Genomic DNA, 22,738 nt, shown 5'->3' with positions numbered 1-22,738 from the left:
CTTAAATACAAAATGCCCTGTTGCGGGCATTAAAACCAGAATCAGATAGCTGTAGTTGTAAACAACTCATTTAACATACGTTTGACACCATTTTCCCACTGCGGCAAGACAAGGCCAAAATTATGCTGAAATTTTTCAGTATTTAATCGTGAGTTGCCTGGGCGGCGCGCGGGTGTAGGGTAAGCGCTGGTAGGAACAGCCTTAAGATCAGTCAGCGCTAAGTCAATACCTGCATTGCGAGCTTCAGCAAAAACCAGAGAGGCGAAGTCATACCAAGTCGTCGTGCCACCAGCCACTAAGTGATAGAGGCCAGCGACATCAGGTTTGTTCAGCGCGACACGAATAGCATGTGCTGTACAATCAGCAAGCAACTCAGCCCCTGTCGGCGCGCCATACTGATCGTTGATAACGGACATCTCTGTACGATCTTTTGCCAGACGCAGCATGGTCTTCGCAAAATTATTCCCTTTACCCGCATAAACCCAGCTGGTCCTGAATATCAGATGCTTTAGACAATGTTGCTGCAGAGCCTTTTCACCAGCAAGTTTAGTCTCGCCATAGACATTCAATGGTGATGTTTCATCCGTTTCTCTCCAGGCCGTCGTCCCTGTCCCGGGGAAAACGTAATCTGTCGAATAATGAACGACCCATGCCCCTACTTCAGCGGCTGCTTTAGCAATAGCTTCAACGCTGATTGCATTGAGCAATTGAGCAAATTCAATTTCAGATTCAGCTTTGTCCACTGCCGTATGGGCTGCTGCGTTTACGATAACGTCTGGTCGAATGCGACGGACCGTTTCAGCAACCCCCTGAGGATTGCTGAAATCTCCACAGTAATCCGTTGAATGGACATCCAGCGCAATCACATTACCAAGCGGAGCAAGCGAGCGTTGTAATTCCCAACCGACCTGCCCTGTTTTGCCAAACAAAAGAATGTTCATTACTGGCGTTCCCCATAGTTCTGCTCAATCCAGGTTTGGTACGCCCCACTTTTGATATTTTCAACCCATGAGGTGTTTGCCAGATACCATTCAACCGTTTTTCGAATCCCACTTTCGAACGTCTCTTGCGGTTTCCAACCGAGTTCACGGCTGATTTTATCCGCATCGATCGCGTACCGACGGTCATGGCCTGGACGATCGGCAACATAGGCAATTTGTTCTCGGTATGACGCCGTTTTAGGTACGATCTCATCCAACAAGTCACAGATGGTATGCACAACATCGATATTTTTCTTCTCGTTATGGCCACCGATGTTGTAGGTCTCACCAGGGATTCCTTTCGTCACCACGGTATATAACGCACGGGCATGATCTTCAACATAGAGCCAGTCACGAATCTGATCGCCTTTACCATAAATAGGCAACGATTTTCCTTCGAGAGCATTGAGAATAACCAAGGGAATCAACTTTTCAGGGAAGTGGTATGGGCCATAGTTATTCGAACAATTTGTCACCATTGTCGGTAGACCGTATGTACGCAACCAGGCGCGAACAAGATGGTCGCTGGAGGCTTTTGAAGCCGAATAAGGACTACTCGGTGCATAGGCAGTTTGTTCGGTGAAGAGAGGAAGAACACTCCCCTGCATTATTTCATCCGGATGAGGTAAGTCGCCATAGACTTCGTCAGTAGAAATGTGATGAAAACGGAATTTAGCTTTTTTTACATCGTCCAACCCGGACCAATACTGGCGAGCCGCTTCGAGAAGAATATAGGTGCCAACGATATTGGTTTCAATAAATGCAGCAGGGCCGGTAATAGAACGATCCACATGGCTCTCAGCAGCAAGGTGCATGACGGCATCCGGTTGATGAGTTTCAAAAATACGCGCCATTACATTTGAATCACAAATATCAGCATGTTCGAATGAATAACGCTCGCTATACTCTATTTCAGTCAGTGACTCGAGGTTACCTGCGTACGTTAATTTATCGACATTAATTACGCTGTCTTGAGTATTATTTATTATATGACGAACGACAGCAGATCCAATAAAACCAGCGCCACCAGTAACAAGTATTTTCACTTTAATTAATCCGAATATTAGATAACACCAGCATTCAATATGCTGATTTAGGGTTCAACTAATAACAAGGTTTTAGACACGCTACCGCCCCTGGCTTTACAGCTACCAGTGCACTGCGTGCTCTCACAGACGCATTGAGCTCTGCTTTCTCTCGTGCAAAGCCGCTAAACTCAAACCCTAATTGTCTTACCAATTGATGTCAGAAACAAGAAGAAATATTATATAAAACAGTGCTAAATTTTGCAGTTAACTCAATGAAATTATGAGGTATTTATGAAAATAAAAACGGTAGCAACATTTCGGGCATATCTGCATCACCCCGTCCAATGTTGACTACCGTTATTCGTTTTTACGATCTGCTGGACCGTTTAATTTTTAAGCTTACTCGCTAAGCAACTTCTCGATCCCTTTACGGAACTTCGGCCCTTCTTTCAGGTTACGCAGTCCGTACTTCACAAACGCCTGCATGTAGCCCAATTTCTTACCGCAGTCGTAGCTGTCGCCGGTCATTAGCATGGCGTCAACAGATTGTTTTTTCGCCAGTTCTGCAATCGCATCGGTCAACTGGATACGGCCCCAGGCGCCCGGTTCGGTTCTTTCCAGTTCGGCCCAGATATCCGCTGAGAGGACATAACGCCCTACCGCCATGAGATCAGAATCCAGCGTCTGCGGCTGATCGGGTTTCTCAATAAACTCGACGATGCGGCTCACCTTGCCTTCAATATCCAGCGGATCTTTTGTCTGTATGACGGAGTACTCGGAAAGATCACCCGGCATACGTTTCGCCAGAACCTGACTACGGCCAGTTTCTTCAAAACGCGCAACCATTGCAGCCAAATTATAACGCAGCGGATCGGCACTGGCGGTATCAATAACGATATCAGGCAATACCACCACAAAAGGGTTATCACCAATCGCCGGACGCGCGCAAAGAATGGAGTGACCCAGCCCCAGCGGCTGCGCCTGGCGCACGTTCATAATGGTCACGCCCGGAGGACAAATAGACTGCACTTCCGCCAGCAACTGACGCTTCACGCGCTGCTCAAGGAGTGACTCAAGTTCATAGGATGTATCGAAATGGTTCTCAACGGCGTTTTTAGACGCGTGAGTCACCAGGAGGATTTCTTTGATCCCTGCAGCTACGATTTCGTCAACGATATATTGAATCATGGGTTTGTCGACGATCGGCAGCATCTCTTTAGGAATTGCCTTGGTGGCAGGCAACATGTGCATACCGAGTCCTGCTACCGGGATAACTGCTTTTAAATTCGTCATTATCTATCCTACCTTTGAATGGCTGATGAAGTCTGGGTCTTTGCCATGAGCTAGTCAGTTCCAGGCTTCCTTCTCCCTTGGCGTGATTGAATTCACACCGTTGAGATAAAATGTCTTCTCACACTACACTTCATCAACGTGAGGTTTAACTCAGATAACTCGGAAAACCTTCTCTGCTTACAATAGCTTAGTCGCTTTCCGAATTATCGTAGGTAGCAGTGCAATCACTTTAACGTCATGTCTTACTCGGAAACAAACGTAATATCGTCTTTCTTATCATGGACAAACTCGAACTTTAACGTTCTGTCCAGCCCCTGAGAAAGGGTATAAGGCGCTACAAACCCTGAAGAGTGAACTTTAGTCGCATCGAACTGCGTGGTAGCGCAGAATTTTTTGACACGAACAGAACTTACCGCAAATTTCTTCCCAGTGAGTTTACTGAGAACATCAAAACAATACCCCCCAAGCATGCCTAATGGATACGGCAGATGAACTGAAGGGATCTTTTTGCCCAGACTCTGTTCAACTTCCGTAACAAGCTGATTCATGTTCAGATCAGGCTTATCTACATAATTGTAGACTTCATAGCCTGGCTGTACATTCTTAAGTTTATACTTAATGAATTCAACAATGTTGCCAACATAGGCCATAGACTTATAGTTAGTGCCAGACCCCACCATCATGAATTTACCGCCCGCAATCTGCTTAAGCAGATTATAAACATTGCCGCGGTTACGCTCACCGAATATCACCGTTGGTCGAATAATAGTCAGCGAACGCTCATCAGGTGCTTTTGCATGCCATTCACGTAGCACTTCTTCGGCCTGCCACTTACTTTTACCATAGTGGTTGAAGGGGTCGTGTGGATGTGTCTCATCAGGGTTATTTTTGTTCAGACCATATACAGCAACAGAGCTCGTAAAAATGATGTTGTTGACACCATTTTTTTCCATGGCGGCAAGAACATTGCGAGTACCCTGAACATTGACATCATAGTAAAGAGAAGTTGGGCTCACATCATCGCGATGCTCGGCCGCCAGCAGGACTACGGTATCAAAACCAGAAAGCGCCTGATCCAGTGCGTGTTGATCGCGGACATCGCCAATTTGCGTGATTTCCGGATAGAAATGGCTTTGCTGTTTATCCAGATTTTTAATGTTAAAGTCATCAACGGCGGTTTCAAGGAGGCGCGTTCCAACAAACCCGGAGGCTCCGATGAGCAAAACGTTATCGTTCATAAATCACTTAGTCTGGTTATTAAGACAAAAACACAAGATAAAGATGAGAATCTTCCCTGAGTAGTCAGTGCTGCCCAGCCCCAGCTTTAACAGTAATTCCGCAATTATAATCTTTTAGCACATGATATCCAGTAAGATTATGGCGGGTTGCATCACCCCCTCCCCTCCGGTAAGCGGAAGTTGATCGCATCAACGTTCACCACATGATGGTTTATGCGGTCTATATCCACTGAGCTTTGCCCCTTCTCATTCACCGCATGTACGTTTGCCAACGACAGCAGCGTGTCGTCTTTCGCCATAAACTTACCGCGCACGTCTTTGCGCAGATCAAAGTGCATCTTCAGCGCCGGTCCCGTTGCTGACTCTTGCATCACCTTGATATTGCGCAGAAAAAGATGCTGCGGCTGATTATGCAACTCCAGCGTCGCGCGTTTCATCTCGATATTGGTCAGTGCAACGAAGGAGGTGGCATTACCCGACGATATTTGAATGCCGCGCAATTTATATTCAAGCTGCGTGTTATCAAGGGAGATATGGTTGAGTTTGAAATTTTGCGGGATGGAGAGATATTTCCCTTTGACCACGCCATAGCCAATGAGCATCCCGGCACTGTTAACCATATCGACATTATCAATCACAAAATTATCGCAACCGTAAATGGCAACCGTCGCATTGTCGATGCCGGCCTTCTTGCTGAAATCCGGGGTGATGTTCTTCGCCTTCACATTGCGAATCACAAAATGTTTGCCGTTCTCGACATGCACCAGTTGCCGACAATCTGATCCGGTAATGTTGGCGACCACAAAATTTTTAACCGTCTGCTGCTCCGGATAGGTGTTGTCGTAGGTGCTCCCCGCAAGCCCAATGCCAATCCCCCAGTTAATCTTGCCGTTGGTACAGTTGATCCGTTCAATGACGTGGTCAGAAATCAGGATATTGCGATCGTTAATAGCGACATTCCATTCAATGGCGTCGCCCTGTAAGTCGCTGAAACGACAGTGGGTAATACGCGCGCCATCGACCTGATTGTGGAATCCCTGACGCAGAATCGCATAGTTGGCCTGGGTCACGTTGAGATTATCGATGACCAGATTGCGCATCACGCGCGGCTTTTTCCCACCAATATAAATCTGCGTCACCGGCCCGAAACCGCTCATCGCAAGGCCGTTAATCACACAATCGGAACCGCGTACATCCAGCGTAATATTGTGCAGGCTCCCCCCCTTCTCGCCAGTGACCTGACATCCCTCCTGCAACACAAAGCGACCACGCCCATTACCGCTCAGGCGGCCCAGCACATGCAGCGTTTTTCCCGGTGGGATAAAAATGCCGGTATTGATGTTCTCGCACACCAGTCCCGCTGGCACCACCACGGTCTCTGCGTCGCTGAAGGCCTGTCGAAAGGAGGCAATCCAGTCTTTCGCATTGTAATCCTGAATATTGACGGTTTTGCGGGACGCAACAGCGCGGGCAAAAGGTGAATGGAGGACAGGAAGTACGGCAAGCGCGGAGCTTGCCGTCAGGAAGGTACGTCGGGAGAGTGTTTTCTCTGGCATACAACCTCGGTTTACATCGTTTGCAGCAGGCTGGCCAACTGACGATTGATCACCTGCTGATTAAAATCATGTTCAACTTTTTCACGCGCGCGCTGGATGATGGGTTCCAGCGTCTGGTGGTCAAGTTGGCTGAACAACGCGAGCTGTTGCGCCAGCGCATGGGCGTCGTTTTCCGGTACCAGCCAGCCGGATTCCCCGGCATCCACCAGCTCCGGGATCCCACTGTGAACGGTAGAGACCACCGGGATCCCCACCGCCATCGCTTCCATCAACGCAACGGGAATGCCTTCCATGTCGCCATCCGTGCCGGTAATCGACGGCAACAGAAAGACATCCGCGTTATCCAGCATCGTTTTCACTTCATGGCTGGGCTTAAATCCCGGCATCTCAATCACGTCATCAAGCTGATACTGCTCAATCAACGTGCGCAATCGCCGCTCCCAGGGACCCATACCCAGAATGCGATAACGAAACGCCACACCCTGCTCCTTCAACTGGCGGCAGGCCTCTATCGCCACATGCAGTCCTTTTTTCTCAGTCAGTCGCGCAACAGAGATAATCTCCAGCGGCGTACCGGGGGCTTTCACTGGCCGGTGCGTAAAGCGCGTCATATCCACGCCCATCCGTGAAACGGCAATCTTCTCCGGCGGACAGCCCATGCTTTTCAGCCTTCCAGCCCAGAGATCGCTAATCGGCAACATCAGATCGCCACGACGGAACAGTTGCTGGTACTCCGGCGTGTAATGGTTAAGAACTTCCCGACTGGAAATATCAATACCGTGAAAAATCGTCGCAATCTTGCCCTGAATAACGCCCAGCTCACGCAGCTTCGCCGCCGTTACGCCCGCCGGACCAAAGTGGGCGATAAAGACATCCGCACGCAGGGGTTGACTTATCTGCGCACAGATTGAAGAGAGGATCAGGTTACGTGATTCATCGCCGTAGCGAGAGAAGTTGAGGGATTTCCACGTCGTCGCCCGGTGCAGTCCTGACAGCGTTTTCACTGCCCGAGTGCGCAGCTTTGCCAGACGTCCCGGCGGCTCGTCCTGTAGCCAGCGCGTTCTGGCCGCCAGGCCATATTTTTCCCAGGCGGCATGCGTATTTTGCGTGTCACCTTTTTGCAGGGCGACAATCTCAACGTCAAAACCCATGTCGATAAACGCGGTAATCTGGTTGAGGACGAAGGTTTCCGACGACAGCGGAAATTTCAGTAAAAAAAAGCTGACCTTCATTTCCCCTCCCCGATGCGCGTTAACACCGACTCCACCATACGGTATCCCTGTTCACGCTCGCGACGCACCGCCTGGGCAAGACGCTCATTGATCTGCGGCAACTGTCCGAGCGTATCCGCCACCATCGCTTGCAGACTGCCATCCAGCAGATGACGGATATCTATCGCCATCTCCGGCATCCCCAGTTGCTGCATGATGCCCGCCGATTTGTGCTCGTAATTAATCGCAATAGCAGGCGTCGCGAAGTTCATCGAGATAATGGCGGAATGCAGGCGTGTGCCAACCGTCAGATCGCATGCGCCGAGGATCTTGCCCATTTCCAGATCATTGAGTTCATCCATCACCACGTGGTAACGCGTCGGGTCGCTGACGTACTGGCGCAGATTCAGCGCCACCATGCGGTCATCTTTGTTATAGCTGTCAATGCCGGTACAGGTAGACAGTGCGATAACCTGATAGCCCTCATCCAGAATACGGTTGACCACACCAGCGAAGGCCTTCTCATAAGCCTCCTGCGTGGTGCCCAGGCGTTTATCAAACGGCGCCAGTTCTCGCAGAGTAATTGCCACCGTTTTCTGCTGCACCGCTACGCTCAGCCAGTGTTGAACGGCATAGCCCGGCGTAAAATCTTCATCATGATGATCCACCAGCCAGGCGGTATCCACGCCGTGCTCCACTTTTTCGGTGGTGATTTCACTGCGTTTCATCAGCTCCAGGCTGACCGACTCCCGCAGGATCAGTGCATCACAGTGGCCGAAAACATAGTTGGCCAGTTGATTAAATTGCGGGTCCTGGAACGGACCGACGCTGTGACCGACCATGTATAGTGGTTTTTTCGCCATAAAGGTACACAGCGCGTGTTCAAACTGCGGAACACCGTACAAGTCGACGAAGAATGAACCGCCCACCTGAACGATAGCGTCATAACCCGAAAGCAAACGCACGAAATCGGTAAAACCCTGAGCAATCGCGATATTGCGCAGTTTGCCGGTATCGGTAACGCGGGAAAGCAGCACCTGATGCTGATAGCGACGACGGAGGATTTTTTTCACCCGCCCCACTACGCCAGCCGCGCTGTTGTGCTGTTTCATCTGTAAAAAGAGCGGATCGCCCATCACCGGACGGTTCAAAAGCCAGGACGAACTCACCGGGTAGCGGCTCATCACATCCACTTCCGCGTCAGGCTCGAGGCGGTGAATGGCGTCCAGCAGACCACGTAAAATCGCACTGTCGCCACGGTTGCCGCAGGTATGGTTGCCCAGAATCAATAATTTCATTTCACCCTCTTAAAATCGTTGCCATCCGGCAAAACTTATCCTGCACGAAGCAAGGTTTTCATTTTTTCGCTGCGACAAAACTGGCGCTTCATCTCCACCACCAGCGGATGGCGTGAGAGCACGATCATCACCGCGAACGCCAGCGCACCGGCGGCAATCTGCGTCGCCAGCAGCACACCGAGCGACAGATGTCCCTGTAACGCGATACCCAGACCGTAGCTCACCGCCAGCGTCGGCAATGAGAGATAGAACGGCAGCCACAGGCTCAGAATGTACTGGCGGTAGCTGGAACCCAGCACCGGTTTGATCATCACGAAATAGCTCAGAATGGTGTTGATAATTTGCACCAGCAGGAAGCCCAGCGTCACGCCAATTGCGCCCGCCATCTGCCCGCCGACAATAATCGCCGGGATGAACAGGAACGTTTTAAACACATTGAATTTAAAGCTGATGTCTACCCGCGCTTTCGCCATCAACAGCGAACCAATCGGATTACCAACCGAGCGCAGCAACCCCACCACGCACAGCAGTTGCAGCACAGGAATGATGCTGTTCCACTTCTCGCCAAAGACCAGCGGCACAAAATTATTAGCAACCACCATCAGGCCCAGCAAAGCCGGGAAGTTGATAATGCCCACCACGGAAAGCAGTTTGTAGAAGTTCACGCGCAGCTTCTGGGTGTCGTCCTGAATTTTGGCAAATGCCGGAAACAGCACGCGGGTGATGATAGGGTTGAGCTTCATCGGCGGCACCACTGCCACGTTATACGCCAGGTTATAGCCCCCTGCGACGCCGGCCCCGAGAATACGCGCCAGCACCAGCGTGGAAAGGTTGGTGTTGACGTAGTTGATGATGCTGTCCGCCGTCAGCCACGCACCAAAGCGCAAATTCGACGAAACGGACGCCAGCGAAAAGTGCAGACCCGGACGGTAGATCTTGCGGCCAAAATAGCCAAACAACAGCGTGCGCACCGCGCTATTTACCAGGTAACCGAGTATGGCCGTCATCGCCAGCGGCCAGAAATGCGCGCTGACAACGGTAAACGTAAAGCCTGCCAGTACAGCGCTGGTTTCAATCATCCCAATCTTGTTGAACTCCAGCTCTTTCTGCATCAGCGCGCGGAACTGCTGCCCGTGCGGGATCACCACAAACGCCAGCGACAGCGTTTTAATCAGCGGCGCCAGATCCGGGTTATGCAGCACATTGCTAATCACATCGCTAAGCAGGAAGACCGCCACACAGACGATGATTCCCAACCCGACGTTCAGCCAGTACAGCGTGGTCAGCTCAAGATGGCTTATCGCCTTGCGCTGAATAATGGAGTTGGCAATACCGAAGTCAGACAGCGTATCGGCCAGCGCAATGATCACCAGCGACACGGTCAGCAGGCCGAACTGGTGGTTATCGACGATCCGCGCCAGTACCGTCATCTGGATAAGCCCAAGGCTGATAATGATCACCGTGGCAATCGCCGACCACTTCGCGCCGCTGATGGTTTTTTCACGTAAGCTCATGACCGTTCCTCAGTACGCCGCTTTGTTAACAAAGCCCTTAAACACCGTCAGAAAAACGATCTTGATGTCGAACCACACGCTCCACTCGCGGATGTACTCCAGATCGTACTCCACGCGTTTTTCCATTTTCTCCAGCGTGTCAGTTTCACCGCGCCAGCCGTTGATTTGCGCCCAACCGGTGATCCCCGGCTTCACCTTGTGGCGTAGCATGTAGCCTTCAATCAGTTGACGATACTGTTCGTTATGCGCCACCGCATGCGGACGCGGCCCGACGATAGACATGCCACCGGTCAGCACATTAATAAACTGCGGTAGTTCATCCAGCGAGGTACGACGCAGGAAATTCCCCACTCGGGTGACGCGCGGATCGTTCTGCGTCGCCTGTGTGACGACCTTGTCGTTTTCCATCACCTTCATTGAGCGGAATTTCCACACGTTGATCGGTTTACCGTCCATGCCATAACGGGTCTGACGGAAGATGATCGGCCCCGGCGAACTCAGCTTCACCGCCAGCGCAATGCAGCACAACACCGGTGAGATCAGCAGCAGGATCAGCGACGCCAGCACGATATCTTCCGCACGCTTAAGCAGACGGTTGATACCCGACAGCGGCGTGTCATACAGCGGCACCACCGGCACGCCACTCACCTCTTCGATGCGGGAATGCAGAATGTTGAAGGTAAACACGTCCGGAATGAGAATCACCGAACAGGTGGTATCCGCCAGTTCGCGCACCAGTTTTTTCACCCGCGCGCCGTCGCACATCGCCATCGCAATGTAGACGTTATGGATGCGTGACGCTTTCGCGTCTTCAACCAGTTGTTCGAGGTTACCTGCCCAGTCAGAGGTAACGCCGCCCGGTTTCGGATCGTGATAAACGCCAACTACCTCAAAACCTAACCACGGTTCGTTGCGGAAGCTATCGAGCAGCGCCCGTCCGGCAGGCAGATCGCCCGCGACGGCCACCCGACGCGTGTTGTAGCCACGGTTGCGTAGCCATCCTGCACCGATGCGAATAAACGATCGGCAGAAGACCAGTCCGACGCTGGTCAGCAGATACCACGCCAGCCAGACCGCGAGGCGGTTATCGAAATCCTGATTGAATGCCACCAGACCGGCGCTAAAGACGAGGCTCAGCGTCCAGTTTTGCAGCAGGAGAGTCAGTTCAGTGGAAATTTTGACGCCGCGCCATGAGCGATAGAAATCGGTTATGCCACCCAGCATCTGGAAAACAACCAACGTGATCAGCGCCACCAACAGGTGCATATACAGGAAAGGCAGTCCACTGACTTCGCAGACGACCCACAGCCCGCCAAACATGATGGTGATATCTGAAAAGCGTTGCACCATAGAGATTAACGATGCATTGGTTTTGGCCCGTTCGCGCTTTTTTAGATTTGTCATCGTTGTTCCTGTTATTAGCCCCTTACCCGCCAGCGGGTAAGGGAAGATCTGACCTTACTGATTCAGTAACGCCAGCAGAGTGCGCGTTCGCGCTTCCATCAGCGGAATATCGCCGCGTGACTCCACGTTCAGGCGTACCACCGGTTCGGTGTTGGAGGAGCGCAGGTTGAAACGCCAGTCGACGAACGACATGCTGATCCCGTCGGTTCTGTCCACCGCCAGCGCCTCGCTGGCAAAGTGTTGTTCCACCCGAGAAATCGCTGCCGCCGGTTCCTCCAGCTTGCTGTTGATTTCGCCGCTCGCCGGGAATGCCGCCATCCGGTCTCGTACCAGTTCACCCAGTGACTGTCCCTTCAGACACACCAGTTCCGCCACCAGCAACCACGGGATCATTCCGCTGTCGCAGTAAGCAAAATCACGGAAATAGTGGTGGGCGCTCATCTCGCCGCCGTAGATGGCGTCTTCGTGGCGCATCCGCTCTTTAATGAAAGCGTGACCGGTTTTCGACATCACCGGCGTGCCGCCCGCCGCTTTCACCACATCCACCGTGTTCCAGGACAGACGCGGGTCGTGAATGATTTTGGCGCCCGGCTGTTTTTCGAGGAACGCTTCCGCCAGCAGGCCGACAATGTAGTAACCCTCGATGAACTGGCCTTTCTCGTCGAACAGGAAGCAGCGGTCGAAATCACCGTCAAAGGCAATCCCCATATCCGCGCCATGTTCAATCACCGCATTGCGGGTATCGGCGCGACACTCCGGCAACAGCGGATTAGGAATGCCGTTCGGGAAGTTGCCGTCCGGGGTGTTATGCACTTTGATCAATTCTACCGGCACGCCCAGCGCCTGAAAGCGCGCGTCGATGGCGTCCACCACCGGGCCTGCCGCGCCGTTACCGGAGTTGATCACCAGCTTCAGCGGGGTGAGGTTTTTAACATTGATGTAGCCGAACAGATGGTCGATATAGGCATCACGCAGGGAGATTTGCTTATAGCTTCCGCGCTGCGCGGGGTTCACCGGCGGGAAGTCGTTGGCCTCGGCCAGACGCTGCACGTCACGCAGACCGGTATCGCCACTGATGGGACGCGCGCCTTCGCGCACCAGCTTCATGCCGTTGTAGTCCATCGGGTTGTGGCTGGCGGTGACTTCAATCCCGCCGTCCACGCCAAGGTGGAAAGTCGCGAAGTAGATCTCTTCGGTGCCCGACAGGCCGATATCCAGCACGTCAACGCCGGCATCCTGCAACCCTTTTGCCAGCGCCAGCTTCAGCGCCTCACTGGTCAGACGCACGTCGCCGCCCAGCACAATGGTTTTCGGCTTCAAAAATTCGCCGTAAGCGCGACCAATCCGCCACGCAATCTCTTCATTCAGCTCTTCGCCCAGCCTGCCGCGAATATCGTAGGCTTTGAAACAGGTTAATTTTGTCATGTTTTTACCCTTATTCAGGCAACAGTTGTCCCTCTCCGGACTGGAGATATTTTTTGTAAAGTACATAACCATTAGATTTCGCGTTGCAGGAAGGCGGCGACTGCGCGTATCCCCGGGAGCTTAGTCAACGAAGTGACCGGGGTGCGTAAAGGAAGCCAACGCATCTGCGGCGCGAAAGATGATGGTTAGGGCGTCACACCCGGCCGTAGCGATCCTCAAACCGCACCACATCATCCTCTTCGAGGTAAGAACCTGAGCGCACTTCAATCAGATCGAGTGGAATTTTCCCTGGGTTTTCCAGACAGTGGGTGGCTCCCAGCGGAATGTAGACAGACTCGTTTTCACCGAGCAGTTTGATCTCACCGTCAATGGTGACTTTGGCGGTACCCGCCACCACCACCCAGTGTTCGGCGCGGTGGTGGTGCATCTGTACCGACAGCCCTTCCCCTGGTTTCACGGTGATGCGTTTGACCTGATAGCGGTCACCGGCGTCGATGGAGTCATATTTCCCCCACGGACGGTACACTTCGCGGTGAATATGGTGTTCGTGGCGGCCATCGGCTTTGATTTGTTCAACCACTTTTTTGACGTCCTGCACCGCGTTACGGTCGGCAATCAGCACAGCGTCTTTGGTCTGCACCACCACCAGGTCTTTCACGCCGACGGTGGTCACCAGTCCCGATTCGGCATAGACGTAGCTGTTTTCCGTTTTATGGCTGATGACGTCGCCGTGATGGACGTTTCCCTCGGCGGTATGGGCGCTGATTTCCCACAGCGAGGACCAGGAGCCGACATCGCTCCAGCCCGCATCCATCGGCATCACCACCGCATCCGCCGTGCGTTCCATTACTGCGTAATCGACAGATTCTTCCGGACACGCCAGGAACGATGCTTCATCCACGCGGATGAAATCGAGATCCGGATCGACCACGCTCATCGCGTTTTCGCAGGCTTCCAGGATATCGGGACGGTATTTTTTCAGCTCTTCCAGATAGCGTCCGGCACGGAACAGGAACATCCCGCTGTTCCAGTAATAATCACCGCTGGCGACATAGGCCTGCGCTGTTTCCAGACTCGGTTTTTCCACAAACTGCGCAACGTCAAACGCCACGGCATCGTTAACGCCGGGGGTGACATCGCCACGACGGATATAGCCGTAGCCCGTTTCCGGCAGATCCGGAACGATACCAAACGTGACCAGCTTTCCGGCTTCGGCGTACGGCATTGCGTTGCGCACCGCGTCGCGAAAGGCCTCTTCGTTGGCAATCACGTGGTCTGCCGCCAACACCAGCATCAGCGGGTCGCAGTCCGGACTGTGACGTTTTGCCGCCAGTGCCGCTAATGCAATGGCCGGCGCGGTATTACGTCCCGCCGGTTCAAGAATAATGTTCTCCGTCAGTTTATTAAGCTGACGCAATTGCTCCGCGACGATAAAACGATGCTGCTCGTTGCAGATCACCACCGGACTTTCGCACTCCACGCCGTTAAGACGACAAATGGTCGTTTGCAGCATGGTGAGATCGCCTTTCAGGCACAAGAACTGCTTAGGATAAAGTACACGGGAAAGCGGCCATAAGCGGCTACCGGAGCCACCGGCCATCACAACCGGATAGAGTGTTGTCTGACTCATAATTTAATCCCGAATATCATTCATAAATTGACGTAGCACATTCTCTTTATCGAGCGTGCGTTCGGCATATTCACGTGCCACCGTGTTGTTTTTTGGCATGGTGAGCGCCATCGTTATCCCTGCCACCAGCGCATCGACCGATTCCGGCTCAACGCACACCGCAATGCCTGCATAGCGGTCGCAAAGCTGGCCGAGTTCCGTCTCCGGTTCTGCGGTAATCACCGCATTGCCGCCCACCGCCAGAATATTGGTCAGCTTGGAGGGCAGAACGGCATCCGCCGCCCCGCGTTTTTGCACCACCAGGTGGCAATCGCCCATCTTCAATAGCGCAGGTAGCGCCTCGTAAGGCTGCAACGGGAAAAACAGAACGTTGCGCAGACCGCGCTCGCGGGCCATTTTCTCCAGACGCGCTTTGCCGCCGCCCTGCCCGACGATAGCGAAAACCAGCGGCTGCTCACGCAGTTGTTCCGCCGCCGCAATCACGTTTTCCAGCCCTTGCTTCTCGCCGATATTGCCGGAGTAAAGAATGATTTTTTTGTCATCCGGCAAACCAAGCTGTTGGCGGAGTCTGATAACCTCGTCATCGTTAACATTCTGAAAACGGGCGACTTCTGACCAGTTAGGGAAGAAGATCACTTTCTCTGCCGCCACCCCTTTCGCCTGGGCTTTATTCATCATTGAGCGGGAGATGGTGGAGACATTGTCGACGTTATGCAGACCGCTACGCTCGAAAGCGGTCGCCAGCTGTGCCACTTTGCCGGTTTTACCGTTGCCTGCCAGACCGAGCCCCAGCATCGCATCGACTTCATAATCCTGAATGTGCAGCAGCGTGCGGGCGCCTGAGAGTTTCGCCAGCAGCCGCATTCCCGGCGTACAAAACAGCGTGGGCACCACGCCAATAATGCGATCCGGCTTCCAGCGACGCTGCGCCATCAGCGGGAAAAAGCTGCTGAGGGCGAAGCTGCCCAGATGCAGTAATCGTTTCAGTGTTGACGGCTGCTTTGGCACATACAGTGGGCAGCGCCAGACAGTGGCATCCCCCTCTTCCCGGCGATAGCGCCAGGCTGAATAGCGCTCGCCCACTTTCCACTGCGGGTAATACGGCGGCGCGGTGATAACCCGCACGTCATGGCCTTCGCGCGCCATCCACTCCACCATTTCACCGGTGTATTTACCGATGCCGGTTAATTCCGGTGAGTAGTTGATGCCATACACAAGGATCCTCATAATCCCAGCGCCTTAGCCTGACATTCCGGCAAAAAATACGCCCGACTGTTGTCATGGACGTTGTCGCTAGCCAGCAACGCCGCGGGCGTCAGCCAGCAGTAAGCGCCGTGCTGCGCGTCAGGCAGAGGCAAATCATGCGCCTGCACCCGCAGACGGAAACCGAGCACGATGTAATGCGTTGAGAAGTCTTCACCGGAAAAGTTGTCGTCATAGAAATGCTGCCAGACGCCATAAAACTCCCCGGCAGACAGCGGCAAACGTAGCCCCAGTTCGGCTTCGGTCAGGCGTTCGAAGGCCGCACTCAGCGGCTCATCTTTTTGCACCCGGCCACCGGGCACGAACCAGAAGCCCTGCGCCGGTCGGTTCAGTCGTTTACCCAGCAGAAATTCCCCCTGCGCGTTTTCCACGATCAAATCGAGGGAGACAAGCGGCGTGGAACGCACGACGGTGGCAAAATCTTCCTGACGTAAAAACATGTTTACCCCCGGAACCGATGCTGATTCTCAAGGAACCACTGATATGTGCTGGCAAGGCCCGCTTCCAGTGAGATCTCGTGATACCAGCCCAGCTGATGCAAACGGGTCACATCCAGCAGTTTTCGTGGCGTACCGTCCGGCTTCGTCGCGTCAAACACCACGCGGCCCTTGTAGCCCACAACCTGAGCGATGGTCTGCGCCAGTTCGCGAATGGTGCAATCCACGCCCGTACCGACGTTAATGTGCGACAGCATCGGCTGGGTGTTCTCCTGCCAGACTTCGCTGTCCAGTTCCATCACATGGATGCTGGCGGCGGCCATATCATCGACGTGCAGAAACTCACGCATCGGCGTCCCGCTGCCCCACACCACCACGTCCGCCGCATTCTGCATGGTCGCTTCGTGGAAACGACGCAGCAACGCCGGGATCACGTGCGAATTGCTCGGATGGAAGTTGTCATGTGGACCATACAGGTTGGTCGGCATCACGGAACGATAGTCGCGCCCGTACTGGCGGTTGTATGACTCGCACAGTTTGATACCGGCAATCTTGGCAATGGCATACGGCTCGTTGGTTGGTTCCAGCGTGCCCTGCAACAGTTCACTCTCCGCCATCGGCTGTTTTGCCAGTTTGGGATAGATACAGGACGAACCGAGGAACAGCAGCTTATTCACGTTATGCAGATGCGCGGCGTGAATGATGTTGCTTTCCATCATCATATTTTCAAAGATGAAATCGGCCGGATACGTGTTATTGGCAACAATACCACCCACCTTCGCCGCCGCCAGATAAACCTGATCGATACACTCAGTGGCAAAGAAATCCAGCACTGCCTTGCTGTCCAGCAGGTTCAGCTCATCGCGGGTGCGCAGCACCAGCTCCACATCACCACGCTGCGCAAGCTGGCGGGCAATCGCGGAACCCACCATTCCGCGATGACCAGCAATAAAAATACGTTGTTTGCTCATTCTCAGGACTCCAGCGCGATGGCAACCTCGTAGCCATGAGATTTCAGCAGGGAGTGTTTCTTCGCCGCTTCCAGATCTTTAGCGACCATCTCGGAGACCATTTCCTGCAACGTAATTTCCGGTTTCCAGCCCAGCTTCTCATGCGCTTTGCTCGGGTCACCCAGCAGGGTTTCCACTTCTGCCGGACGGAAGTAGCGCGGATCAACGGCCACAATCACATCACCCGGTTTCACGCCTGGCGCGTCATGACCGGTGACAGAAACCACAATCCCTTTCTCTTCCACGCCTTCGCCTTCAAAGCGCAGTTTGATCCCCAGCTGGGCCGCCGCCATTTCGACGAACTGACGCACGGAGTACTGCACGCCGGTCGCGATCACGAAGTCTTCCGGCTGTTCCTGTTGCAGCATCATCCACTGCATTTTGACGTAGTCTTTCGCATGGCCCCAGTCACGCAGGGAATCCATGTTGCCGAGATACAGGCAGGACTCCAGCCCCTGAGCGATGTTAGCAATCGCGCGGGTGATTTTACGGGTGACGAAGGTTTCGCCACGACGCGGCGATTCATGGTTAAACAGGATGCCGTTACAGGCGTAGATACCATAGGATTCACGGTAGTTGACGGTGATCCAGTAGGCGTAAAGTTTGGCGACCGCATACGGCGAGCGCGGGTAGAATGGCGTGGTCTCTTTTTGCGGGATTTCCTGCACCAGACCGTACAGCTCAGAGGTCGATGCCTGATAGAAACGGGTTTTCTTTTCCAGACCGAGGAAGCGGATGGCTTCCAGCAGACGCAGCGTTCCCATCGCATCCACATCGGCGGTGTATTCCGGCGATTCGAAGGAAACCGCAACGTGGCTCATCGCACCCAGGTTGTAGACTTCATCCGGCTGCACTTCCTGCAGAATACGCGTCAGGTTGGAGGAGTCCGTCAGGTCACCGTAGTGCAGATGGAATTTCGGGTTGCTCGCATGCGGATCCTGATAGATGTGATCCACGCGCTCGGTGTTAAATGAAGACGCACGACGCTTAATACCGTGAACTTCATAACCTTTTTCCAGCAGAAGTTCTGCCAGGTAAGAACCATCCTGCCCGGTAACGCCGGTAATGAGAGCGACTTTAGACATTTTATTACCTCTTAATTATTCCCTAAATCGTTCGGGTTATAGCAAGGCGGTGACGCCGCTTATCCAGGAGCTTACAGAAGTAAGTGACCGGATAATCAAGGAAAGCCAACACTGCTACAGCCCGAAACATGACGGGGAAACTGATTACTTTTCAACGCGTTCGCGTATCACAACTGCGGGATTGCCACGGCAAATCATATTTGCCGGTAGCGATTTAAAAACACTGCTGCGCGCACCAACGACAGTGCCATCGCCTATCGTTACGCCTGGCGCCACAAACACATCCGTTGCCAGCCAGCATTTATCGCCAATCACAATCGGGGTGGCGTTAATATCAAAATGCGCGCTGGTATGATCGTGACTGCCGGTACACAAATAGCTTTTCTGCGAAACCACCGCATGGGCGCCAATCGTAATATCGCCGAGCGTATATAAATTGACGTCATCCCCTACCCAGGCATAATCACCAATGGTTAATTTCCACGGATAGGTAATTTTCACCGACGGTCGAATGACTACGTTTTTTCCTATTTTCGCGCCAAACAGACGGAGCAAAAAAGCGCGCCAGCGATATAACACCTGCGGTGACCAGGAAAATAATGTTGCCTGTACGGCCCACCACAATTGCACTTTAATTACATTTCCGCCGCGAAATCCTTTCGGTACGGAGAAACCACGTAAATCCTGCATCATTAATCCTTATATTTCAGGCTTTGTTATATAAGGCTTTCGTTTTACCTGTCGTACGTAAGCGTAATAGCTTCGATAATTCAGCCCAAAAACCCGGCACGCGTAATATCTGACGCTGCACTTTTTTGGCGTCTTCGCATAATTCCAGATTATTCGTCGTTGACACACCGCCCATTGAAAATTCAGAGACCAGACCGTCCAGTTTTTTAAAGTCATAACCTTCTTTATACAATCTGGCGGCCAGCGCATAATCCGATGACACTTTATATTGCAGGTCGTAGTGCCAGACTTTTAGTCCCGCCAGCGGGAAAAAGATCGCCTGATGGCTGGCCGGCAGACTGTGATAGATATACCAACCGGGTTTCGCGCTACGCTTCGTTTTATGACCATCGCCAAAATCGAGCAGCGCATCACCGGTAATCATCACGTCATCTTTTTGTGTCTGTAACTGACGTACAACGTGGGCGACATCCGGATGAAAGATATCGCCGGAGTTAAGGAACAGCGCGAACTTGCCACGCGCCATTTCAATGCCCTTGTTCATCGCATCATAGATGCCGTTATCCGGTTCGCTGACAAAACGTAAGTGGTAGTTACCGCAGAGGTTTTCCAGAAATTCTTGCGTACCGTCATTTGAACCGCCGTCCACCACGATCCACTCAAAGCGGATGTCGGTCGCCTTCGCCAGATGCGCCAGTGACGCATGGGTTTTGACGATGCCGTCCAGATTGCGAAACGCGACGGTGATAATACTGAGCAGCATAGAATTAACCTCATCATACTTTTGTCATATTCAGCGCCTTGCGCAAAATAAACGGACAAACGATTAAAAATGCATATTCCGGGCTAAATATCGAACCGGTAAAAAACAGTGACACCGGTGTAAAAAGATAAAGTTGCACCCGAAAATTCCGATTATCGCCAAATGCATTTAACGTCATTTTTAAGATTTTCCACATGTACCACAGCGTCATTAACACCGCGAACCAGGAAAAATAAATAATCAGCAGATACAAACCATTGTCTATTGTTTTCCCGACATCTGCACCGTTAAAGATTCCGAATGATGCGACATATTCGTAAAGTGAGCCAAATCTGACGACGCCATCAATATGGGTTAAAGAATAACCGACCATCACTAACGGACCGACAATACGATAATAAGAAGACGACCCTTCCGTTCCTAAATCTCCAAGACGTGTGGAGATATAAGGAAATGCAAATATCACCCCTACTAAAAACACGGCTAATGAGATTATCGCCAGCGGCAGTTTTTTCTTTATCGCATCCTTATTCAGATACTGGAACGCCCATTCCAGCAGGTAAAACAGGATAAATGTCATTACCCCTGAAAACGATCCTGATAATATTATCCCTGCCAGAATCATAGCATCGGTTTTAGGCGTTTTGATACCAAACTGTTTGATGCTGAGCCAAATTGAGATTAAGGCCAGAGCAAAAAATGCCGGTTCGAAATAGAGCGCGGTGGTTCGCTTGCCGCCAAATTTAATAAAATTCAACACATAGCTATTGCTGTAAATAAGGTACTTCGAAATGCTTTCCATCAGGCTACTGCCGCCGGTCAGGATAATTTGCGCCATTTCCGCCGCCGCCAGCACCACCACCAACGCCACTACCAGATAGAAAAAGCGCAGGATCTTACGGTAGTTATGCGGCGAGATGGTTTTGAAGCGAATGCTCCAGACCATACCGATAATGATCACGATATAGACAAACAGCATCGTTGAGGTGACGTATTTGCTGGCGTCCAGCGACTGACCGAACAGATAGTTAAACGCCGTCAGCCCTGCACCAATCCCTAATGCAATCATCAGTTTCTTAATGCTGATTCGTTCAACGTACAGCAGCAGTAAAACGGGTAAAAAAGTGACAATAGTGATGGGGAAACTTTCGCCCAGTTGGGCAATTTTGACGTTGACCAGCAGGTAGATCAGCGGCAGCAGCAGATAGCTACAGATTCTGATAGAACGAGACATATTCCTCCAGCATCTGTTGACCACTGTACGCCGCACGACTGCGCTCGCGGAAGGCGCTGAGCGAGGTACCAAAAACCGTCTGCGCGATGTCAGTTTTGTTCATCTGCACCAGTGACAGCACCTCTTCAGCGGAAAACGTTTTTCCGCCCGCCTTGCGCAGCACTTCCTGCGCCGCGTCGCTGTGGGTGGCGATCACCGGCACGCCGATTGATAACGCTTCACATAAAATCAGTGGATAGTTGTCCACGCGGGAGCTGAACACCAGCGCGTCCATCTGGTTGAGCGCGCTCATCAGTTTGCGTTTGTCGGTTTCGAAGCCGTGATTCACCACGTTTGCCCCGTCAAACGGCGAGAATTTGCCAAAGGTATGCAGTTCAACCTTATCGCCCAGCGCTATCATGTCGCGCACCAGACGCTGATTGGTTTTTCCGTCATAGCGCAGGTCATGAGCCACAATCGCAATTTTCGGTTTCCCCGGGGTCTCATTGACCGGAGACAATTCTGCCAGAATCGCTTCGGTCGCCACATCGATCCCATTATTGATAATGCGGCAGCGCCCCGCGCCGTACAGGCTGTTAAACGCATCGGCAACGTGTTGGCTTGGAGAGATAAACTGGCAACCCAGCGCCAGCATCTGGCGGAACAGTTGGCGTTTTCCATCGACCAGGTTATGCGCGCGGTCAACTTTCACCGGCGGATAATTACTCAGCGTCGGGCATTTCTGGCAGCCGGTTTTCCACCCCTCGCAGCCGTCGGTAAAGGCGCAGCGCCCGGTCACACTCCAGTGATCGTGCAGTGTCCAGACCAGCGTGACGTCCGGCTTGTGGTTTTTCACCTTTTCGCAGAACGCTACCACGTCAGCCAGATTCAACCAGTAGCTGTGCAGAACGTGAAAATGCAGCACCAGCGGGCCTGACGTGCGGGTCACGGTACGATAGAGATTGTTCAGATTGCCAAACAGATCGCGATTGAACAGGCGAAACAGGGCGATATTAGCCACTGATGTCAGACGCGGCGTCTGTTTGATGACATGAGGATAGTGGCTATGGCTGACGCTCTTTTTCCCGCCCTTGCCGTAGCCGTAAATAAATTGCGAAGTCAGCCCTTTTTGCAGTGCGCGCTGATGCAGATCTAATGCCACTCCAGCCGCACCACCTTCCGCCAGTCGCACATTAAATTGCACAATATTCATTTAATTACCTTCACCCGGGCCTTCTCGCCCACCACCAGCGCATTGTCCGGGATGCTGTCGAGCACCACGCTGCCTGCGCCAATCGTCACGTTATTTCCGATGCGGATGTCACCCAGCACGATCACGTTGGCACCCAGTTCGACGCCGTTGCCTATCACCGGACAGGCCAGGCTGTCAGCACCACGATTGCCGATAGTGACGCCATGACGAACCGTGAAATCGTCACCGGCCACCACGTTTTTGTTAATCACCACGGCGTAACCATGATGAATGGTGAAGCGCCGTCCGATGGTGGCCGCCGCCTGGATTTCATAGCCGAACAGGCATTCGGTTATCAGCCGATACAGCACCAGCACCGGCGCGGCCCACAGATTGTTCAGCACGTTTTTTTTGCGCCAGACGGAGCAGAAATGAGCAACCCGGTAGGCCAGCACCATGCAGCACGGGCGCAGGCTCCAGCTGTTCGCGCGGATATCTTCCAGCATGC

At 52.7% G+C, this 22,738-nt stretch carries 20 protein-coding genes; all 20 read right to left on the bottom strand.

Features of this window, described 5'->3' with window-relative positions:
* Positions 1–41: 41 nt before the first annotated feature.
* Positions 42–941: a dTDP-4-dehydrorhamnose reductase gene (gene rfbD, locus AOY24_RS01665; RefSeq protein ID WP_054176031.1), complete on the bottom strand. Its 900-nt coding sequence runs from the start codon at positions 939–941 to the stop codon at positions 42–44.
* A complete protein-coding gene (rfbB, locus tag AOY24_RS01660; RefSeq protein ID WP_054176030.1) occupies positions 941–2,026 on the bottom strand; it encodes a dTDP-glucose 4,6-dehydratase in 1,086 nt (361 codons plus the stop codon). Before rfbB ends, rfbD begins: the two co-directional genes overlap by 1 nt.
* 381 nt (positions 2,027–2,407) lie before the next feature.
* A complete protein-coding gene (gene galF / locus AOY24_RS01655; RefSeq protein WP_054176029.1) occupies positions 2,408–3,301 on the bottom strand; it encodes a UTP--glucose-1-phosphate uridylyltransferase GalF in 894 nt (297 codons plus the stop codon).
* A 242-nt stretch (positions 3,302–3,543) separates the two neighbouring features.
* A complete protein-coding gene (locus AOY24_RS01650; protein ID WP_043000198.1) occupies positions 3,544–4,539 on the bottom strand; it encodes an NAD-dependent epimerase/dehydratase family protein in 996 nt (331 codons plus the stop codon).
* Between the two features lie 152 nt (positions 4,540–4,691).
* Positions 4,692–6,095 (bottom strand): colanic acid biosynthesis protein WcaM, encoded by a 1,404-nt coding sequence (wcaM, locus tag AOY24_RS01645; protein ID WP_054176028.1) that lies wholly within the window; start codon positions 6,093–6,095, stop codon positions 4,692–4,694.
* A gap of 11 nt (positions 6,096–6,106) precedes the next feature.
* Positions 6,107–7,327: a colanic acid biosynthesis glycosyltransferase WcaL gene (gene wcaL, locus AOY24_RS01640; protein ID WP_043000196.1), complete on the bottom strand. Its 1,221-nt coding sequence runs from the start codon at positions 7,325–7,327 to the stop codon at positions 6,107–6,109.
* The gene (gene wcaK, locus AOY24_RS01635; RefSeq protein WP_054176027.1) at positions 7,324–8,604 is read right to left on the bottom strand and encodes a colanic acid biosynthesis pyruvyl transferase WcaK; all 1,281 of its coding nucleotides are present in this window, start codon (positions 8,602–8,604) and stop codon (positions 7,324–7,326) included. The genes wcaL and wcaK overlap by 4 nt, the downstream gene beginning before the upstream one ends.
* Positions 8,605–8,639: 35 nt before the next feature.
* Positions 8,640–10,118: a colanic acid undecaprenyl disphosphate flippase WzxC gene (gene wzxC, locus AOY24_RS01630; RefSeq protein WP_043000194.1), complete on the bottom strand. Its 1,479-nt coding sequence runs from the start codon at positions 10,116–10,118 to the stop codon at positions 8,640–8,642.
* A 9-nt stretch (positions 10,119–10,127) separates the two neighbouring features.
* Entirely contained in the window at positions 10,128–11,522 is a 1,395-nt protein-coding gene (wcaJ, locus tag AOY24_RS01625; protein WP_043000193.1) for an undecaprenyl-phosphate glucose phosphotransferase, read from the bottom strand.
* Between the two features lie 54 nt (positions 11,523–11,576).
* Positions 11,577–12,947, bottom strand: a complete 1,371-nt coding sequence (gene cpsG, locus AOY24_RS01620; RefSeq protein ID WP_043000192.1) for a colanic acid biosynthesis phosphomannomutase CpsG — start codon at positions 12,945–12,947, stop codon at positions 11,577–11,579.
* Between the two features lie 193 nt (positions 12,948–13,140).
* A complete protein-coding gene (gene cpsB / locus AOY24_RS01615; protein ID WP_043000191.1) occupies positions 13,141–14,577 on the bottom strand; it encodes a mannose-1-phosphate guanyltransferase in 1,437 nt (478 codons plus the stop codon).
* A gap of 3 nt (positions 14,578–14,580) precedes the next feature.
* Positions 14,581–15,804 (bottom strand): colanic acid biosynthesis fucosyltransferase WcaI, encoded by a 1,224-nt coding sequence (gene wcaI, locus AOY24_RS01610; RefSeq protein WP_054176026.1) that lies wholly within the window; start codon positions 15,802–15,804, stop codon positions 14,581–14,583.
* A complete protein-coding gene (locus tag AOY24_RS01605; protein ID WP_043000189.1) occupies positions 15,801–16,280 on the bottom strand; it encodes a GDP-mannose mannosyl hydrolase in 480 nt (159 codons plus the stop codon). Before AOY24_RS01605 ends, wcaI begins: the two co-directional genes overlap by 4 nt.
* A gap of 2 nt (positions 16,281–16,282) precedes the next feature.
* Complete coding sequence (locus AOY24_RS01600) at positions 16,283–17,248, bottom strand: GDP-L-fucose synthase (RefSeq protein WP_054176025.1); 966 nt, start codon at positions 17,246–17,248, stop codon at positions 16,283–16,285.
* Between the two features lie 2 nt (positions 17,249–17,250).
* On the bottom strand, positions 17,251–18,372 hold the full coding sequence (gmd, locus tag AOY24_RS01595) for a GDP-mannose 4,6-dehydratase (RefSeq protein WP_043000187.1): 1,122 nt from the start codon (positions 18,370–18,372) through the stop codon (positions 17,251–17,253).
* A 144-nt stretch (positions 18,373–18,516) separates the two neighbouring features.
* Complete coding sequence (gene wcaF / locus AOY24_RS01590) at positions 18,517–19,062, bottom strand: colanic acid biosynthesis acetyltransferase WcaF (RefSeq protein ID WP_043000186.1); 546 nt, start codon at positions 19,060–19,062, stop codon at positions 18,517–18,519.
* 16 nt (positions 19,063–19,078) lie between these two features.
* Positions 19,079–19,825, bottom strand: coding sequence for a colanic acid biosynthesis glycosyltransferase WcaE (gene wcaE, locus AOY24_RS01585; protein WP_043000185.1), 747 nt, complete (start codon positions 19,823–19,825; stop codon positions 19,079–19,081).
* Positions 19,826–19,838: 13 nt separating this feature from the next.
* On the bottom strand, positions 19,839–21,059 hold the full coding sequence (wcaD, locus tag AOY24_RS01580) for a colanic acid polymerase WcaD (protein ID WP_043000184.1): 1,221 nt from the start codon (positions 21,057–21,059) through the stop codon (positions 19,839–19,841).
* Positions 21,034–22,251, bottom strand: a complete 1,218-nt coding sequence (gene wcaC / locus AOY24_RS01575) for a colanic acid biosynthesis glycosyltransferase WcaC (protein WP_054176024.1) — start codon at positions 22,249–22,251, stop codon at positions 21,034–21,036. The genes wcaD and wcaC overlap by 26 nt, the downstream gene beginning before the upstream one ends.
* Positions 22,248–22,736 (bottom strand): colanic acid biosynthesis acetyltransferase WcaB, encoded by a 489-nt coding sequence (gene wcaB / locus AOY24_RS01570; protein ID WP_043000182.1) that lies wholly within the window; start codon positions 22,734–22,736, stop codon positions 22,248–22,250. The genes wcaC and wcaB overlap by 4 nt, the downstream gene beginning before the upstream one ends.
* Positions 22,737–22,738 lie beyond the last annotated feature (2 nt).

Source organism: Citrobacter sp. CtB7.12 (assembly GCF_001297795.1).
GTDB lineage: Bacteria > Pseudomonadota > Gammaproteobacteria > Enterobacterales > Enterobacteriaceae > Citrobacter_A > Citrobacter_A amalonaticus.
The sequence above is the reverse complement of the archived record's forward strand: the minus strand, read 5'-3'. Positions and strand labels throughout refer to the sequence as shown.

Coding starts and splice junctions, on each gene's coding strand:
- wcaI (WP_054176026.1), bottom strand. CDS start 15,804: ATGAGGATCCTTGTGTATGGCATCAACTACTCACCGGAATTAACCGGC.
- wcaL (WP_043000196.1), bottom strand. CDS start 7,327: ATGAAGGTCAGCTTTTTTTTACTGAAATTTCCGCTGTCGTCGGAAACC.
- rfbD (WP_054176031.1), bottom strand. CDS start 941: ATGAACATTCTTTTGTTTGGCAAAACAGGGCAGGTCGGTTGGGAATTA.
- wzxC (WP_043000194.1), bottom strand. CDS start 10,118: ATGAGCTTACGTGAAAAAACCATCAGCGGCGCGAAGTGGTCGGCGATT.
- wcaD (WP_043000184.1), bottom strand. CDS start 21,059: ATGTCTCGTTCTATCAGAATCTGTAGCTATCTGCTGCTGCCGCTGATC.
- wcaE (WP_043000185.1), bottom strand. CDS start 19,825: ATGCTGCTCAGTATTATCACCGTCGCGTTTCGCAATCTGGACGGCATC.
- wcaJ (WP_043000193.1), bottom strand. CDS start 11,522: ATGACAAATCTAAAAAAGCGCGAACGGGCCAAAACCAATGCATCGTTA.
- AOY24_RS01600 (WP_054176025.1), bottom strand. CDS start 17,248: ATGAGCAAACAACGTATTTTTATTGCTGGTCATCGCGGAATGGTGGGT.
- cpsB (WP_043000191.1), bottom strand. CDS start 14,577: ATGAGTCAGACAACACTCTATCCGGTTGTGATGGCCGGTGGCTCCGGT.
- wcaB (WP_043000182.1), bottom strand. CDS start 22,736: ATGCTGGAAGATATCCGCGCGAACAGCTGGAGCCTGCGCCCGTGCTGC.
- wcaC (WP_054176024.1), bottom strand. CDS start 22,251: ATGAATATTGTGCAATTTAATGTGCGACTGGCGGAAGGTGGTGCGGCT.
- cpsG (WP_043000192.1), bottom strand. CDS start 12,947: ATGACAAAATTAACCTGTTTCAAAGCCTACGATATTCGCGGCAGGCTG.
- galF (WP_054176029.1), bottom strand. CDS start 3,301: ATGACGAATTTAAAAGCAGTTATCCCGGTAGCAGGACTCGGTATGCAC.
- wcaM (WP_054176028.1), bottom strand. CDS start 6,095: ATGCCAGAGAAAACACTCTCCCGACGTACCTTCCTGACGGCAAGCTCC.
- wcaF (WP_043000186.1), bottom strand. CDS start 19,062: ATGCAGGATTTACGTGGTTTCTCCGTACCGAAAGGATTTCGCGGCGGA.
- wcaK (WP_054176027.1), bottom strand. CDS start 8,604: ATGAAATTATTGATTCTGGGCAACCATACCTGCGGCAACCGTGGCGAC.
- AOY24_RS01605 (WP_043000189.1), bottom strand. CDS start 16,280: ATGTTTTTACGTCAGGAAGATTTTGCCACCGTCGTGCGTTCCACGCCG.
- AOY24_RS01650 (WP_043000198.1), bottom strand. CDS start 4,539: ATGAACGATAACGTTTTGCTCATCGGAGCCTCCGGGTTTGTTGGAACG.
- gmd (WP_043000187.1), bottom strand. CDS start 18,372: ATGTCTAAAGTCGCTCTCATTACCGGCGTTACCGGGCAGGATGGTTCT.